This is a genomic window from Lactobacillus kullabergensis, from assembly GCF_000967195.1.
In the GTDB taxonomy this organism is placed as follows: Bacteria; Bacillota; Bacilli; order Lactobacillales; family Lactobacillaceae; genus Lactobacillus; species Lactobacillus kullabergensis.
Genome location: NZ_KQ033871.1, coordinates 1,640,671 through 1,657,983, shown reverse-complemented (window position 1 = coordinate 1,657,983; position 17,313 = coordinate 1,640,671). Strand labels below are relative to the sequence as shown.

The 17,313-nt window shown below is 35.8% G+C and carries 17 protein-coding genes; 11 read left to right on the top strand and 6 right to left on the bottom strand.

The window, feature by feature from the left end:
* Positions 1-59: 59 nt before the first annotated feature.
* Entirely contained in the window at positions 60-1,865 is a 1,806-nt protein-coding gene (gene pepF / locus JF76_RS08350) for an oligoendopeptidase F (protein WP_045928617.1), read from the bottom strand.
* Between the two features lie 147 nt (positions 1,866-2,012).
* On the opposite strand from pepF, the gene JF76_RS08345 reads away from it, so the two are divergent.
* The 5 genes from JF76_RS08345 to JF76_RS08325 all read left to right on the top strand — a co-directional run bounded on the left by JF76_RS08345 (position 2,013) and on the right by JF76_RS08325 (position 6,514).
* Positions 2,013-3,197: an LCP family protein gene (locus JF76_RS08345; RefSeq protein ID WP_045928616.1), complete on the top strand. Its 1,185-nt coding sequence runs from the start codon at positions 2,013-2,015 to the stop codon at positions 3,195-3,197.
* A 28-nt stretch (positions 3,198-3,225) separates the two neighbouring features.
* Positions 3,226-3,600, top strand: coding sequence for a hypothetical protein (locus tag JF76_RS08340; RefSeq protein WP_045928615.1), 375 nt, complete (start codon positions 3,226-3,228; stop codon positions 3,598-3,600).
* 101 nt (positions 3,601-3,701) lie between these two features.
* A complete protein-coding gene (locus JF76_RS08335; RefSeq protein ID WP_045928614.1) occupies positions 3,702-5,249 on the top strand; it encodes an ABC-F family ATP-binding cassette domain-containing protein in 1,548 nt (515 codons plus the stop codon).
* 8 nt (positions 5,250-5,257) lie between these two features.
* Entirely contained in the window at positions 5,258-6,034 is a 777-nt protein-coding gene (locus tag JF76_RS08330) for a threonine/serine exporter family protein (protein ID WP_045928613.1), read from the top strand.
* A gap of 3 nt (positions 6,035-6,037) precedes the next feature.
* The gene (locus tag JF76_RS08325; protein WP_045928612.1) at positions 6,038-6,514 is read left to right on the top strand and encodes a threonine/serine exporter family protein; all 477 of its coding nucleotides are present in this window, start codon (positions 6,038-6,040) and stop codon (positions 6,512-6,514) included.
* Between the two features lie 173 nt (positions 6,515-6,687).
* Here the strand turns inward: JF76_RS08325 and JF76_RS08320 are convergent, their stop codons facing one another.
* Both JF76_RS08320 and JF76_RS08315 read right to left on the bottom strand, forming a co-directional pair.
* Positions 6,688-7,398 carry a C39 family peptidase gene (locus tag JF76_RS08320; protein ID WP_045928611.1) on the bottom strand — a complete coding sequence of 237 codons (711 nt, stop codon included), beginning with the start codon at positions 7,396-7,398 and terminating at the stop codon, positions 6,688-6,690.
* 99 nt (positions 7,399-7,497) lie between these two features.
* On the bottom strand, positions 7,498-9,075 hold the full coding sequence (locus JF76_RS08315) for a multicopper oxidase family protein (RefSeq protein WP_045928610.1): 1,578 nt from the start codon (positions 9,073-9,075) through the stop codon (positions 7,498-7,500).
* A gap of 359 nt (positions 9,076-9,434) precedes the next feature.
* Here JF76_RS08315 and JF76_RS08310 point away from each other — a divergent pair, with 359 nt between their 5' ends.
* Together JF76_RS08310 and JF76_RS08305 are read left to right on the top strand one after the other, a co-directional pair.
* On the top strand, positions 9,435-9,977 hold the full coding sequence (locus tag JF76_RS08310) for a hypothetical protein (RefSeq protein ID WP_045928609.1): 543 nt from the start codon (positions 9,435-9,437) through the stop codon (positions 9,975-9,977).
* A gap of 122 nt (positions 9,978-10,099) precedes the next feature.
* The gene (locus JF76_RS08305) at positions 10,100-10,720 is read left to right on the top strand and encodes an LVIS_2131 family protein (RefSeq protein ID WP_045928608.1); all 621 of its coding nucleotides are present in this window, start codon (positions 10,100-10,102) and stop codon (positions 10,718-10,720) included.
* Positions 10,721-10,865: 145 nt separating this feature from the next.
* Here JF76_RS08305 and JF76_RS08300 read toward each other — a convergent pair whose 3' ends face one another.
* Both JF76_RS08300 and JF76_RS08295 read right to left on the bottom strand, forming a co-directional pair.
* A complete protein-coding gene (locus JF76_RS08300; RefSeq protein WP_045928607.1) occupies positions 10,866-12,401 on the bottom strand; it encodes an O-antigen ligase family protein in 1,536 nt (511 codons plus the stop codon).
* Positions 12,402-12,510: 109 nt separating this feature from the next.
* Positions 12,511-12,825 carry a hypothetical protein gene (locus JF76_RS08295; protein ID WP_045928606.1) on the bottom strand — a complete coding sequence of 105 codons (315 nt, stop codon included), beginning with the start codon at positions 12,823-12,825 and terminating at the stop codon, positions 12,511-12,513.
* A gap of 94 nt (positions 12,826-12,919) precedes the next feature.
* Here JF76_RS08295 and JF76_RS08290 point away from each other — a divergent pair, with 94 nt between their 5' ends.
* The 4 genes from JF76_RS08290 (at position 12,920) to JF76_RS08275 (ending at position 16,155) form a co-directional block, all read left to right on the top strand.
* On the top strand, positions 12,920-13,474 hold the full coding sequence (locus JF76_RS08290) for a guanylate kinase (RefSeq protein WP_045928605.1): 555 nt from the start codon (positions 12,920-12,922) through the stop codon (positions 13,472-13,474).
* An 85-nt stretch (positions 13,475-13,559) separates the two neighbouring features.
* Entirely contained in the window at positions 13,560-14,153 is a 594-nt protein-coding gene (locus JF76_RS08285) for a C40 family peptidase (RefSeq protein WP_244267938.1), read from the top strand.
* A 201-nt stretch (positions 14,154-14,354) separates the two neighbouring features.
* Positions 14,355-15,086: a C40 family peptidase gene (locus JF76_RS08280; RefSeq protein ID WP_045928604.1), complete on the top strand. Its 732-nt coding sequence runs from the start codon at positions 14,355-14,357 to the stop codon at positions 15,084-15,086.
* Positions 15,087-15,240: 154 nt separating this feature from the next.
* Positions 15,241-16,155, top strand: a complete 915-nt coding sequence (locus JF76_RS08275; RefSeq protein WP_045928603.1) for a C40 family peptidase — start codon at positions 15,241-15,243, stop codon at positions 16,153-16,155.
* Positions 16,156-16,274: 119 nt separating this feature from the next.
* Here the strand turns inward: JF76_RS08275 and hflX are convergent.
* Positions 16,275-17,313: GTPase HflX (gene hflX / locus JF76_RS08270; protein ID WP_045928602.1), on the bottom strand; the 1,039-nt coding region annotated here is incomplete at its 5' end.

The window sequence follows — 17,313 nt, the reverse complement described above, 5'->3', positions numbered from 1 at the left end:
ATGTGAGAAATTATTATTTACATACCAGTTATATTATTTGTAACTAAAAGATGCAAGTATTAATTATAATTATTTTGGATAATTTTCTTAAATTCGCTTAAACGATTGGCAAAAGTTTTAAAAGCTTCTTCTAAATAATCTGGCTTCGTCATATCAACTCCAGCTTTTTTCATGATTTCAGCAGGATAATCACTAGAGCCAGCTTTTAGAAAGTTCAAATAGGCATTTCGTTGCTCGGTCGATCCATGAACGACATTGTTTGCTAAGGCAGTGGCTGCGGCAAAACCTGTAGCGTATTGATAAACATAGAAGTTGTAATAAAAATGAGGTACTCTGGCCCATTCTTTAGCAATTTCTCCACCAGATTCTACTGCATCACCGTAATAGCGCTGATTAATTTTACCGTAGATATCATCTAAGCGATCGGCAGTTAAAGGTTCACCATTTGCATCCATTTCGTGAATTTTTTGTTCAAATTCAGCAAACTGCGTTTGTCTAAACAAGGTTCCTTTGAAAGAGTCCAGGTAGTAATTAAGGACAAAAGCGCGTGTTTTAGGATCGGTAATATGAGCCAAAAAGTATTCTGTTAAAATATTTTCATTAGTTGTAGAAGCTATTTCAGCAACAAAGATAGGATAATCACCATAAACATATGGCTGATTTTGCCTGGTATACATGCTGTGGACTGAGTGTCCTGTTTCATGAACCAATGTGTATAATGAATCAACATTGTCCTCCCAATTGAGCAATTCATATGCATCTGTATCATAGCAGCCGCCAGAATATGCTCCGGTAGCTTTATTCTGTGATTCAACCACGTCAATTACGCGATTATTAAAAATATAGTCGACCTGCTTTAAATAGTCCTCTCCTAATGGTGCCAATGCCTTTTTGGCTTCTGCTTTAGCTTGCTCAAAAGTATAGCTCAATGCTGGTTTACCAGTTAATGGAACATACATGTCCCACATTTGCAGATCCTTTAAGCCTAAAATCTGTTTGCGTAACGCTACATATTCATGCAATAGGTCTAAGTGTTCATCGACTTCATCAATCAAAGTATCGTAAACGACTAATGGTACGCCATTTGCATTCATTGCACTCTCACGAGCTGATGGATAATGATGAACACGGGCACTATAGTTATGCTCCTTGACAGCACCGGAAAGAGTTGCTGCCAGGGAATTTTCAAATTGGCCATAAGTAGCGTACATGGAAGCAAAAGCATTTTTACGTACTTCACGATTTTGGGATTGAATAAGCAATGAGTATAAGCCATCGGAAAGTTGAACCATTTCACCGTTATCATCCTGAGTATAACCGTATTCCATATCTGAATTGGTTAAAACGTTATAAGTGTTTTCTGAAGCAGATAAAGCATCACCAGCATCTGCAATTAGCTTTTCTTCTTCTGCAGATAGCGTATATGGTCGCAATCTGGTAATTTGATCAAGTAAGTGTTTGTAGTTGCTGAGTTTAGGCTCTTCTTGTTCTAAAGCACCCAACTTTTCTGCTGAAAGACTTAAAATTGCTGGATTCATAAAAGAAGTAGCGGCTTCAAACTGGCTTGCAAGTCCTTGCACTTGAGCTACATAACTCAAATAATGGGCATTTCCAGTATCAACATCACTGGCAAGAGTAGCATAAGAATAGACTTTTTCCAGTCTCCGACTAACTGTTAAAATTTGAGTAATACCATTATATAAAGATGCACCAGAAGTGGTAAAATTTTCTTTTAAAGTGCTTAAAACTGGTATTTCTTTTTTGACAAGTGTATATTCATCTTCCCAGTCATTATCAGTTTTAAATATCCTGGTTAAATCCCATTTAAGATTTTCTGGGACTTCATTACGTTTAGGAATTGACATAAAAATTCTCCTTTTTAGCTATTTAATTAAATTATACTAAAGATTAAAAAATAAGATATTATTAATTATAATTGATATTATTTTAATTCATGTTTGAAAGTGTTAAAAATAATAGATGGAAAACTACGAAAGGGTTTGAATAGAGGAATGAATCCAAATTCAAAACGCAGAGAAGATTACCACAAAAAGCATTCTTCCCTAAATCTTCATCGGAATATTGCTTTGGCAGAACCTGCTAAAGCCTTTAAAGGCAGCGTTTTTGCTCGGATTTGTGGTATTGCAGCTGTTTTGTGTGTCAGCTTTGGCTTAGCTTGGGTAGCACACATGTATTTTGCTTTGCACAGTGCAATTGATGGCAATGGTGGCAATTATGCCACATCTGCAAGAATTGCCAACAGACAGCCGATTTCTGTTTTAATTCTCGGAGTTGATCAGGGACTTGAAGGACGACATGATAAAGGTAATTCTGACACTTTGATTTTGGCAACAGCAAATCCTGCTAAAAATAAGTCGACAATGACTTCAATTCCTCGAGACACTCTCGCTAATATTTTAGGTGATCCTGGAAATAAGTACAATATGTTTCGGGTTAATTCGGCATACGGCATTGGTGGCAGTTCTGCTTCAATGAGAACTGTTTCAGCTTTAATTGGTGTTCCCATTCATTACTATGTGGAAGTAAATATGAAAGCTCTAAAAAGCCTGGTTGACGCTGTTGGTGGAGTTGACGTTAAAGTGCCGTTCAAGTTTTCATATGATTGGTGTGATTTTCATAAAGGAAAACAGCACTTAAACGGACGCCATGCTGTAGCATATGTTAGAATGCGCCATGATGATCCTCGAGGTGATTATGGCAGGCAAATGCGTCAAAGACAGGTTATCACTGCTGTAGTTCATAAAGCTATTTCAGTTGACTCAATTACCAATTATCGCAAGTTGGTTAAGATCTTTTCAAAATATGTCAAAACTAATCTTACGTTTAATGATATGTTAGCCTTAGCTCTGACTTACCGCGGCTGTTCCCAGAATATTGCCAGTGGTTATATTCAGGGGCATGATGCTTGGATTGATGGAGCATCTATTCAGGTAGCATCAACTAAAGAGCTTCAAAAGGCTTCTGACAAGATACGTACCAATCTTGACTTGGATAAAAAAGTATTGGATAATGATGAAACGAAACTCAATAAGTTAAATGAGCAGAACAATAATATTAAGTGGAAAGATCCCAGACCATTTACTAATTATCAGATTTACCGTTCAGTAGTAACTGATGAGTCAAATGGCAATTCCTCAGGAATTGGAACAAGTGGAGATAATTCTGCAGGTCAATAACTGTGCTTGGTAAAGGAGGATAATAAATATGCGTAAGCAATCTGCATTTATAGCTGTTTATAGTACAATATCAGCCTTTATTGCTTTTATTGCCATAGTATTCATTTGTTTACGCACATTTCATTGGAATTTACCTGCTTCTGTATTAGCAGCAAGCATATTTGCCTTATTTTTCTTTGCTTTTTCATGGTTTCGCGGTCATGCTTCTGCTGAAATTAAACGAATTGCACGTGAACATCATTTATCTAATAAAGATTTAGCTAAAATTACTGGCATGAAAGCAAGCGATTTTCCAATATATAATGATAAATTGCAGTTGATTTTACCTAAGCGTTATTGGCCTAAAGTATTGGATTCCTTGCAGAAATATGAACAAGAAAATGACGAAAAGGTGGGCAAATAGCCCACTTTTTTATTGTGCATATTAGCAAAACCAAGCCAAAAGATTAAAGATAGTTTTACTTTATTTTGTACAACTTATAATGATATTTAGGGAGATGCATAATGAGCATACTAACAGTTAAAAATTTGGGACAAGGTTTTGAAGATAAAACTTTATATCAAGATGCAAGTTTTGTACTTAACAAAGAAGATCATATGGGCGTGACTGGTCAAAATGGGGTTGGCAAATCGACCTTGATTAAAATTTTAACTGGTGAAATATTACCTGATGATGGACAAATTAAATGGCAAAACAAAATTGCAATTGGTTACCTTGATCAGTATGCCAAGTTGAAACCAGGGGTGACAATTCGCCAGTTTTTACGTACGGCTTTTGCATCACTTTATAATAAGGAAAAAGAGTTAAACTCTTTATATGAAAAGTATGCAGCTGAGGGTGATAGCTCTATATTAGAAAAAGCTGGTAAGATGCAAACCTACCTGGAAGAAAATAATTTTTATAATATTGATACCGAAATTGAACGAGTTGCATCTGGATTAGGTCTGGCAGAACTGGGGTATGATCATGATGTGAGTCAATTGTCAGGAGGTCAAAGGTCAAAAATTATTTTGGCTAAGTTGCTTTTGCAGACTCCAGATGTGTTGCTGCTAGATGAGCCGACCAACTATCTTGATGTTTCTCATATCGATTGGCTGGTTGACTATTTGAACAATTTTGCCGGTGCTTTTATCGTAGTTAGCCATGATTATGACTTTTTAGACAGAATTGCCAATTGTATCATTGATATAGATATCGGCACAATTACACGTTATACAGGTACTTTAAAACAGGCAATGCGTCAAAAAGAAGCTAATCGGGAAACGTATATGAAAGCTTATGCTAACCAGCAGCGTAAAATTGCCAAAACAGAAGCTTATATTCGCAAAAATAAGGCTGGTACCCGTTCAAAAAGTGCAAAATCACGTGCTCGGCAACTTGCAAAAATGGATGTACTGAATCCACCTAAAAATAACCATAAACCTCACTTTGCATTTCCTTATGTGGCTACAGCAGCCAATCTTTTATTGCAAACACAGGATTTAGTAATTGGCTATGATCAGGCATTAGTCAAAGAAGCGTTCAATTTTTCTGTTGGAGGTAATGAAAAAGTTGCTATTACCGGTTTTAATGGTATTGGGAAATCAACGCTTTTAAAAACCATACTGGGACAACTTGATCCGATTTTTGGTACCTATAAATTGTCTGAAACTGCTAAAATTGCTTACTTTAAACAGGAATTAACTTGGCCAAATAATAACATGACGCCTTTGCAATATTTGCAGGAAAACTTTGAACGCATAAAACCCAAAGAATTAAGAGGGGCTTTGGCAAAATTGGGCGTCACTGCTCAACAGGCAATGAGCCCTTTGAAAAAGCTATCAGGCGGTGAGCAGGAAAAAGTCAAACTGGCAAAAATGTTATTTGAACCGGCAAATTTATTATTTTTGGATGAGCCAACCAATCATTTGGACCGGGATTCTAAAGACGCATTAAGACAGGCTATCGTTAAATTTCCGGGAGGAGTAATTATCGTTAGCCATGAACGTGATTTTTTCCAAGGCAATTGGGTTGATAAAACTATTGATATTGAGACTATGAATAAACTTTGAGGTGAAAAATGAATGCTAGACCAGGTGAATTGTTTTACCAAGATTTGCTTGAGACCTGCTTAACTGTCGGTGAATTAATGATTGAAGGCGGAAGCGAAATGTATCGGGTTGAAGATACGATGGTGCGCATTGCCAAAAGTGCTGGTGAACCTGATCCACGTGTTTTTGTAGTACCAACGGGTGTTTTTATGAGCTTGGATCATGGTAACTATTGCCAGAGCACACTTGTACATGAGCGCAATATCAACCTTGAACTAGTTGACCGTATCAATTCTTTGTCCCGTGCTTTTGCAGATAAAAAAATAACTTTGCAAGAAGTTAAAAAAGAAGTTACCAAGATGGCAAAGGGTGATTATCCCAATTTTCCCATATGGCTACAGACGATTGGAGCCGCAATTTTAAGTGCAACGCTCATGGTATTGTTCATGAATAATTATGATTGGATTGATTTTCCTGCTGCGGCTATTGTGGGAGCTATTGGATTTCTTTCATTTTATTATTTTAAACGTTTTACTAACGTTAAATTCTTGGCTGAACTTGTTGCAGCCTTGATTATGACGGTTATTGCAGCCGGTTTAGTTCAACTTTTTCCGCAAATGATTATTGACCATATTCTAACTGGTGCGCTGATGCCTTTAGTTCCGGGTCTTGCTTTGACAAATGCACTGCGAGACTTATTTAAAGGTGACATTCTTTCAGGAATGGTGAAAATTTGTGAGGCTCTGCTTACAGCATTTGCATTGGGCGGCGGAGTTGGTATTGTCTTAAAATTTTTAGGAGCTTAGAAAATGCCTTTTTGGTTAGAAATAGTAATTAATGTTGCTTTCGCCTATTTGGCTTCAGCCTGTTTTGCATTAACAATCAATGTCCCAAGACGAGTACTTAATTTGGCCGGCGTGAGTGGAATTATTAGCTGGATTATTTATTGGCTGTCAATGAGAGCGTCGATGGGTCGGTTATTATCCAATTTACTTGGCTCTTTTGCGATTGGTATTTTAGGGATAGTTTTTGCCAGAATGAAAAAATGCCCGGCTACAGTTTTTTATATCCCTGCGATTGTGCCTTTAGTGCCAGGTGTTCCAGCATACCAGGCTGTGCGTGAATTAACATCCGGCAACCTTAGGGGTGCAAATGACGCAGTTTTAAGAGTAATAATTGTCACAGGATCAATTGCTTTGGGGATGCTTTTATCAAATATGTGTGTGGAAATTTTCTTCAGAATAAAAAAATTTTACAAACGTTACTCAGATAAGTATAATAATTAATGCGAGTCGACAAAAACGCGAGATGCGTATTTGTATGAGGACACCCGCCTTAAGTGGCAGGCACGGGAAGTGCTGGTGGTTGACCAACCTGATGTGAACAGAAGTAGTCACCTGTTAATTTTAACGGGCCTCGATTTGAAAAAGAGCAGATTCTTAATTGAATCTGCTCTTTTTTATTCCACATATAATGCTTGCTTTCCTTGCTGGTTATAACTTTTTTCCAGGTTTTTCCAAGGTATTGCTTTGTTTTTATGACCAAAGGGATCATTAACGTAAACGATTCGTGCCTTTTTATCAAAGCCGGTAATAACGCAAGCGTGTGAAGACGGAGTCACATGAACTTCACCTTGAGCTGTCTGCCACGTTTGCATGTCGCCAACATGATTAAAATTGGTGGTAGTAATAATTAAAACTGGATGACCATCAGAAACCAATTTTATTACTTGGATAAAATCATGATTCGTGAAATTCTTAATACGACTAGTGTACTTTAGTCCGACTTGTTCTAGCGGTTCATTATAAACGCACCAGCCAGCATTGGCCTGACTCATATAGCCAACAAAGCCAACATGAGGGTTGCCGCGGTATTTGCCATCATCCGTATATGAAGAAACGTGCTTAATATTCTCTGAGAGATCGAGTTTATTAACTTTAACACCATAATAGCGCAAAAGCATCGAAAGAGAAGTCACTTCGCAGCCGTTGGGCAAATCCGGATACTGATTTTCTAAAGGAACATCTAACTTCTGGGATGATTTCAAGGTTAACCAATCATAGCGGTCTTTAACACCTGTAGAATTAAAGATTGTATAGACTAAACCTAGAGAAAAAATAACCAATAGTAATATCAAAATAGCTTTAAAGGAAAATCTTTTCTTTTTCATAAAGCTATTTAAACATAGGATGATTATTAAAAGCAAAAAATCGCTCAAATTAATGAGCGATTTTGCTAAATTTTATTTTTTCTTTATTGAAAGCGGTAATTAGTGGTGAGTTGCGCTTGATAAAGCATCAAGACTGTGATCTTCACCTTTAACTGCCATACCTTCAACGTCCATTCCTGGGCAGAAGACTTCGTCTTCAGGTACTCCTCTTTCTTCGGCGAATGCCTTAGTCAAAGTTTCCATGTCCATCAAATGATATTTCTTGTCTGGGTGTTTTGGATCAACAATTTGAATTTGCGCCATCATACCGGCATCTTCGTGCTCGATAATGTGGCAGTGGTACATGAACACACCTGTGTTTTGGAAGTAAACCTTTATGCGAACCGTTTCTTGAGGTGCTACTTCGATAGTGTCTTTGTAAACGCCTCTTTCGTTTGGATATGGTTCTTTACCGTTGCGTGATACAACCAAGAAGTGGGCACCGTGAGTGTGGAATGGGTGCAACATGCCGTTAACTTTATCGTTTGTGTTAGTTACATCCCAGTACTCAGCATTCATCAATTCCTGCTTCATGTCAATTCTTTCCATTGAGAACAACTTGCCGTTGATCATGTTGTGGTTGTCCATAGTAACATGAGGAATTGATGAGTTAGGGTTAACAACTGGATCGTATGGTTTGAACAATGTGTCAGGAATTACGCTGTCATCTTTTTCATAGCTGTGAATTCTGAATTCAACCAACTTGAAGTCATCAGTGTAAAGGTTGACAACATCGCCTTCTTTGTAATTGCTGAAATCAACAACTACTTGTTGACGCTCACCTGGTCCAATTAAGACTTTAGTCAATTTAACTGGGTGCTCCAAGAATGAGTCATCGCCGGCGATTTGGGTCATTACCAAATCATCGCTGAAGTGCAGGCGCCATTCACGACGGTTGGAACCACCTAAGAAGAGCAAACGTACTTTTTGGGTAGTGACATCAACGTATGGACGAACGACACCGTTGATAATTGGAGTATCACCAAAGATACCCATTGCGTTGTAGTCTGCCTTGTAGTCAAATTGGTTATCTTCGTGGAAAATACGGTCTTGTAAAATAATTGGGAACTCGTCCTTGCCGTATGTCTTAGGAATTGGCAACTTAGCTTCGTTGGCGTCAGTAATAACGACACCCATTGCCAGCCCCATCCAAACTTGCATGGCTGTTGATGGACATGGGTGAGCATGAAGCCATGTTAAGGCTGCCGGTTGCTTAACAGTAAAGTCAATATGCTTTTCTTCACCTGGATAAACTGGTGAGTGGCAAGCACCATCATTACCAGGACCTTGAAGTTCCATACCATGCCAGTGGTATGTAGTTAATTCTGGCAAGCTGTTCTTCAAAGTTACGTGAACGTGTTGACCTCTGGTCAAAACCATAGTTTTACCAAGAACTGGGAAGTTGTAGCCCCAAGTATGAGTCTTTTTACCTGGCAAAAATTGGAAGTCACCTTCTTGGGACTCAATTGTGTACCAAACATCATTGTTTTCTTGTTTATCAGGCTCTAATACTGGTGGAACAATTAAAGGTTGAGCTTCAACACCTTCAGGAATATGAAGATCCTTGTATCCCATTTCGTGATTTTTATCAAAATCTTCGGAATTATAGAAATAATCTGTGTAAACTTTATCTGACATATTCGTCTACCTTTCAGTTAAAAAATTTAGTGAAAAATTTTTAGTTACATGTTAAATTTACTCTATGTGAAAACGCTTGTAAAGTAGATATGGCCAAGTTTTTTAAATAATAATTTATAAAAACGCTTTTTTAAAATTTTATAGAGCAAAGTGTTATTTAATATTAGCAAAAATTCTGCTTTAATAGTGGTTTTCTATGGATAAAAACGGTTTTTAGATATTTTAAATTAACATTGACTAGCAAAAGTGTTTTTTAAAAAATATTTTTAAAAGAAATAAAAAAATTGTTTTTAAACAAAAATTTGAGTATCGTATAAAAGACTGATAAAAATTAATAAATTTAGATAAGGGTTTTTAATTTGAAAATAAGCTTAAAAGATTTAACTGCAAAAATAGAAAAACAAGATTATATTGAAGACTTAGAAACTGTTAAATATGCAGACATTAGCAAGTCAAAAGCTAGAATGCATGAGCTGGCGACTAAATTAGTTACAGAAACTAGAGCAGCACTTAAACATAGTTCATTAAGTCATGTTGCACTTGAAATAAGCGGACAGAGGCCTGTTGTCTTTGCTTTGGAAAGCAATATCATTAATTTGCCTTATAGCAATTACAAAAAGATCGCTAATTTCTTCGAAGAAGGTAAAGAATATCCTGTTGCTATATATTTTGAGACACAATCAGAATATTTGAATGCATCAGGGTTTAGAATTGATCAAATAGCGACAGAAGAAGAGATTGAACAAAATCAAGAAGAAATTGCAGATAGACTGTCAGATGCAATGCAGGAAAAAATTAAGCAGGTCCGTGAATATCAAAAGACTTCATCTTCGACCAAAAAAAAGCCTGCCACTAAAAATACTGCAAAAACTAAGAAAACTACTACTAAAAAGACTAAATAAAAATATTCAATTTTTAACAGGTAAAAGTTTTTTAATTATTGCGTTAATAATACTATTTTTAAGCTCAGCTATTCAAAAGATACTTTTTACAATATAATGGAAAAAGAAGCAGGAGGTCCGTTATGGTTAGCTGGAATCTACTTGGAGTTTTGTTATGGGTAATTGTTATTCTTTATTTAGTTTTTGTTGTGCAAAATATTCGCAAACGCCGAATTACTATGATTATCAAGAAGCACAGGCAGTTTAGCTGGCCAAATTTTTTAATCGATATTATTGAAGTGGTTGCTTTAATAGTAGGTATTGTATGGTTGTTTAACAAAACTATACTGGACAATCCTGACCTTGAGGATACAAGTAAAATTACGTCGCATATTACTTACGAACCTATTGTCATGAACACCGGGGAAGGTAATTCAAGTTACGTTACGATTAATTCGAAAAAGAAAAGAATTAGCACTCAGACTTTTACCTATTATAGACCAGGTAAGAAGATCAAAGTATCCAGCGATTTTGCCACTGTTGCATATGGCAAAAGTCCCTTAGACCTTAATGCTGCAAAAATTCCGTATGATAAAAAAGAACTACAGAAAATGGACCGTAAGTATCAACGTGCTTATGTTGCAATTTATACGGCCGATTATAAAAAGGTATGGCAGAATGGCATTGGTATGCATGCTGGTCATAATGCGACTCGCTACTATTTAATTAGAATTCCAGATTCATCATTTATCAAAGAGAAATAAAAAATAAAATTTAAGCAACTAACTTAGTTTAAACCCCGAAATTGGATAAATTTCGGGGTTTTCTAATGGTCAAAAAAGTTAATAAAGGTAAAAATAAAGGGACCGAGTCCGATAGCGACATGAGCCCCTTAATTAAAATTGAATCTTATGATAAATTCGCAATTTTGTATTGTATTGCTTCCTTTTTACGAACTTGAACCAGGAGATTTCCTTCGACAAAAGCGAGAATAAAGCTGGCAGTCAAGAAGTCGACTACATTACCAGAAGAAAAGGCAGCTAGCAGAATGAAGCCACTGGCAACAATTAAAGAACTGACTAAATAAGTGCGTGCTGACTTATATCTTAGCCACCTGTATGCTCCATAAAATAAAACTGCCAAATATGGTCCGACAAACAGGAGCATTCCGAGCCAGCCTAAAGAATATATTTGGGCGGTAAAATCGCGTTCTAAATTAAAAATATTATTTTCTCGAATGTACGAAATACCAAAAAGCTTGTCTAGCTTGTTGTTATTGGTTTTGACTACTTGATTAAGCATAGCCTTTTCAATATGGCGGTTTTCCATCCGCGCTTGACCCGGTTCATTCATAATTTTGAGCCAAAATTCTGGATCATACTGGTACGGATAGCTTTTGAAAACAAACTTGGGATTGAGAGCATATTCCTGATAATTTTTCTTAATGAAGTAACGTAAAAATTCAGCTCTTTTTTCGCCACTGGGATATTTTTGTAAGCCCGCAGCCAGCTCCTTTTTTTCATCAGTTAAGTCGTGGTCAGATTGTTTGGCTAAATAAATTTCATAATTGTAACGCTGAATTGCAGGGCCAAAAGGCAAAATCAACAGAGATCCTACTTCAATTAGGACTGCAACTAAAAATGCCTTACCACCGTTTTTTACATCTTTAATCAAATATTTATGTAGTCCAAACAGGATAAGGCCAATTATTATGCCACCAATTAGGCCAATTGCTGCTACTTTAGTACCAATCTCGATCATTGCCAGAGCTTGCACAACATTTAGCAAAACTGTATGCCAGCTAAATGAAGTAAAAAGGTAGAACAGCATAAGTGGTAGCAGCATGAACAAGACTGCCGAGATCATATTGGTAAAGTTGAAGAAACCTTTGGAAGCCATATGAGAATAGCCAATATTAGGATTAAAAAACCATTCAAAAAAATTGGCGCTAATAGTTCCTGTTTCATATGATTTAAGGGATATGACAAAAAGGTTGGAAACAACGATAGTGCCTGAAAAAAGTCCTGAAATACCCTCAATCACAAGTTGCAATTGTTTTTGATCAAAGTCTAATTCATTAGTCAAATAAAGAACTGTTAAGGGCAGCATCATTCTAATTAAATAAAAGATTTCTCCACTGGCAGTGTAACCATAATTGTTAGGGCTGACACTGGTAAAGTGTTGCACATGCAGTAAATGAAGTGCTGAATAGACAACTAAAAGAATAATATAAATTAACAGCCACTTTTCCCGTGATAGTTTCTGCCAGGAATTTTGCGAACTAAAATAAAGGCAAACTAGTGTTGCCACAGCTAAAATACGAATAATGGTAGGCAGAGTAAATGGTAAAATATTAGCCAGAGTACCATGGTAAAACCAATATAAATCTAAAAACGGTTGTATTAAAATGAACCAAAATAAGACAGTTCTTGCTTTTTCTTTCACTTTTTTCTCCATATTATAAATATTTTCATGGTTTAATTTTAGGCAAAAACGCAGCAAAAAAAAAGAGCAGTGAATCTTTATTCACTGTTTCTTAATTAAAAAATAGCTGTTAATCTTTTTTCTTGTCAGTATTTGCTTTTTCTTTGGCAGCTTTTTTAATTTTTTCTACTTTAACATCACTTTTGGCCAAAGCCTGAATTTCTTTGATCTTCTTTTTAGGAATGCTTTTCAAGTTTTTAAAATTCACTACAATTTTTTGATTAAGATCACTAACTGCAGTTCTGTCAGTAGGATCATAATCAATGATTTTTAGCAGGGCAGAATTTTCGTAAATTTTTTCTACTTTACCTAAAAAAGGTTTGGTCAGTTCTTCTTCAGATTTAGCGCTAAGAATGTCATCTGCTTTCACATCTGCTTTTTTCATAATAAGTTTTACTTCCTCTCTTACCCATGTTTCATTATAATAGAAAGATATTATTATAAAAGCGAATTGTTTTCAAGTAAAGGAAGCCTGGATTTTGCAAAAATTAATTTTAATTGCTGGCCCCAGTGGTGCAGGCAAAACTACTGTTTCAGAATACTTAGCAAATAAGTTTGATATTCCCAGAGTCTTGACTCATACTACCAGGCCAATTAGACCAGGAGAAAGCCCAGAGGGATCTTATCATTTTGAAACTAACGACAGTTTTAAAAAACTGCATTTTTTTGAGCACGTTAAATATGGCTCATATCAATATGGTTCGAGCAGAGAAGCATTAGAGAAAGCCTGGCTGAACCATGATGTAGTATCCTTGATTGTTGATATTAAGGGAGCTGCTTCATATTTGGCTGCAATCAATAAGCAAGTTTATTTTTTATATATTACTACCAGCTCTAAAGAGATGCTTGCTGAGCGTTTATTAAAAAGGGGTGATGATCCGCATAAAATTAAAGAACGATTAAGTGGCAGCGAGCTAAATGTATTACCTGATAACTTGAAAAAAGACGCTCACATATTAATTAATGATAACTGGCAGCAGACTGAAAAAGAACTTCTTACCATTGTTACAAGTCTTAGAAACTCACCGAACTAATTAAATTACTTTTGTAAAAAATACCCGTTTCAAAATAAAATTCTTAACGTTTTGTAGCTCGTTTGAAACAAATGTGTAACATTAAATGAGTATTATAGAAAATGTCGAAGAAATAGGGCGAATGATTTCTAATTATCATTTGTTGGAATTAAAAAGTTTTGCTTATGAACTAGAAAAGAGTTTAATTTTGAAACACGGACACTCAAAGAGATTAGTTAAGTTAATAACTTTCATTGCTTTGTTTTTCACTAGTACAACTAGTGTAACTTTAGTTAGTGCTACCACTGCAAATGATGTCAGTGCCAGTAGTGTAACTAAGAAACGGACAGCTGTAGCTAAATTAGCCAAAAAACAGGTAGGTAAAGGCTATGTGTACGGTGCTACAGGTCCTTACTCTTTTGATTGTTCCGGTTTAGTACAATATGTGTATAAAAAAGCTGGGGATAAAACTTTACCAAGAACCACTTATTCTCAAGTAGCACAGGGTAAAAAGGTTTCATTAAAAAAATTAAAGAAAGGTGATTTGCTTTTCTGGGGTTCTTCTGTTGCACCTTATCATGTTGGCATTTATGTTGGAGATAACCAATTTGTTCATGCAGCTACCCCAAGTCAAGGTGTTTTAAAGCAATCACTTAGTGCCTATTTCTATCCCTCCGCTGCTAAACGTATCTTAGATTAATTAAACTCTAGTTCTATATTTTAAAATTTATAAAATTGCAGATATGCTCTTTCAAGTATAGTGAAGTTGAAAGGGCTTTTTTACTTACTGGTATTATTATTGTAACCTTATTGTAACAATATGCGAGTAAAATTGATTTTGTAACATAGAAATAGAACTTAATTTTAAAAAATTTGATGCGAATACGGGGGGATTTTGATTTTGAAAGTTAAAAGTAATTTAGTTAAATTTACTACTGCTGCAGCTTTGACTGTTACTGGATTTGGCATTGCAAATGCAGTAAATACCAACTCTGTGGCTACTAATGTTAAGGCTTCTACAAACAAGTTAAAAATCAATTATGTTCCTGGATACGGCATTAATGTGTGGGATAATTATGAAAATCCTACTTTTACTGGAAAAAGAATTAAGCACGGTAAAACAGTGAGCATTTTAAGCAGTGCAATTGATAAAAAGGGAAATACTTGGTATCAAATTGGTGAAAATCAATGGATTCAAGCTCGTTATACTGTCAAGCCGGGAGTCAAAATAGCAAAAGTTCAAGCCAGAACTGTCAAGAAGAAAAGTGTAAAACAAGCTGAAAAAGTTGTTGATTTGGCAAATGCTGAAGTTGGTAAATCATACGCGTGGGGCGGAAATGGTCCTCAAGGTTTTGATTGTTCAGGTCTAGCTCAATATGTTTACAGCAAAGCTACCGGAGTAAACTTGAGTCGTACAACTTATTCACAAGTTAAGCAGGGCAAGAAAGTTTCAATGCAAAATTTAAAGCCCGGTGACCTTCTATTTTGGGGTTCATCAACAGCTCCATATCATGTGGGTATCTATGTTGGTGACAATCAATATGTACATGCTGCTACTCCGGCTCAAGGGGTTGTAAAAGAAAATTTAAGTTCATATTTCTATCCATCAGTTGCAAAACGTGTTCTTGAATAAGAATAAGTTTGAAATTTAAAACACTTAGAAAATCTTCTAAGTGTTTTTTTATTGCTAATTGATTGGTGTAACTTGATTAAAAATCTGAAGCGTTTAAAATAAAATTGAATACTAATTTTTGATCACATTAAGCTATTGAAGGAGAACTGATTTGATGAAGCGTAATTTTTGGAAAATGGGTCTTGCCGCGGCATTGACTCTAACCGGAATTGGTGTGGCTTCACCGCAGAAAGCTGTGGATGCTGCTACATTAAAAGTCCCAGTCAAGAGGATTCAAATTAGTTGTTTACCAAATAAAGATGTCAAGATATGGACTAATTTTGAGGGGGGACAACTAATAAGTTTTCGTGCTAAAAATAAAAGTAAGTGGAATGTTGCTAAAACTGCAGTGGACCGCAAAGGTAAGCTATGGTATATGATTGGTGACAGTGAGTGGATTGAAGCTCGCTATACTGAAGATCTAGAAGAAAAATCTGATGCTAAAACTGCTCGTGAACAAGTAAAATCTGTTGCCACAAAAAAGAAAGATAAAAAAATAAAGCCTAAAAAGGCATTAAAAGTACCAAAAAAGCAAAAGGTTCAAAAACAAAAAGTAGTTGTTCCTAGTTTAAATAATGTTATTAAAAGGAAGAGTAATAAAACTACCGTAAATCCAATTAATTTAGGTAATAAAACTGTTTCTAATAATTCTTCAAGCGATACTTCAAGACGTGCACAGGCTGTAGTCAATTTAGCTGAAAGTCAATTAGGCAAAAGTTATGTCTGGGGTGGCAATGGACCAGATAGCTATGATTGCTCTGGTCTGGTGCAGTATGTGTATAATCAAGTTGGTGGTGTGAAATTACCTCGTGTAACGACTGATCAAGTGAAGGTTGGGCAAACGGTGTCAATGAATCAATTACAACCCGGAGATTTATTATATTGGGGTTCGACAGAGGCGCCTTATCATGTTGGCATTTATGTTGGAAATAATCAGTATGTCAGTGCTGCAACACCGGAACAAGGCGTTGTATTACAAACAATCAGCTCATATTTTTATCCTTGTGTAGCAAAACGTGTTCTTCTCTAATTTACAGGCAAAGTTAATGATCAAATTGATTTTCGATTATTAATTTATATTAAAAAAGATTCTCATATTGAAGTGAGAATCTTTTTTATTAGTGTTAGTTTTCTATCGTTTATTTTCGTCTAGACAATATAACTGGCCAATTGTGCTTGTTCTCTAGGTGAGAGCCGCACAGCAATATGAACACCATCATTTTGATATGTCTCTGTTAATACTTGGGCATTTTCATGTAAATAGGATAAAATCTTTCCTGCGGATAAAGGCAATAACAAATTGATTTTTTTATAATTGGTAAAAATTCGTTTTGTTATTAAATCAGCGAGGGTTTCAATAGATTTAGTGTCAACTGCGGAATATAAAATGCCGCTGCCTTCAATTTGGGGATAATTGCGTTCCGACTTGTCAGCCTTGTTATAGGCAGTTATTATTGGAGTGTTTTTGACACCAATTTCATTAAGCACATTTTGTGTAGTGCGAATCATTTGAATCATATTAGGATCTGAAGCATCAACAACGTTTATTAATAAGTCGGCATCTTTAACTTCTTGCAAAGTAGCTTTAAAAGATTCAATCAAATTATGAGGTAATTTAGAAATAAAACCAACTGTGTCTGAAAGAATAAAACTAAAATTATTTTCTAAGTCTATTCTGCGTACGTTTGTATCTAATGTGGCAAATAACATATTTTTCACAAAAACTTGTTTATCGCTATGTTTGGAAAATTCTTTTAGCAGTCCATTCATGGTGGTAGATTTGCCAGCATTGGTATAACCAACTAGTGCTACTTTAGGGATATGATTTTGATTACGTCTTTTGGCTTTGATTTGTTCCTGCTTATCAATTGCTTGCAATTCCCTTTTTATAATAGAAATTTGTTTACCAATAGTGCGTCGATTCAATTCCAGTTTGGATTCACCAGCACCACGGTTGGCAAAGCCGCCGCCAGTTGAGCCACCATTACCGCGTTGCTGGTCCAGGGTATTTTCTGATGGGTGCAAACGTGGCAATTCATACTGCAGGCGTGCCAGTTGAACCTGCAGTTTTGCTTGCTTAGTGCGTGCTCTACTTGAAAATATTTCTAAAATTAATTCGGTACGGTCAATTACTCGTAATTTAGTTAATTTCTCTAAGTTCCGAATTTGAACTGGCGTCAATTCATCA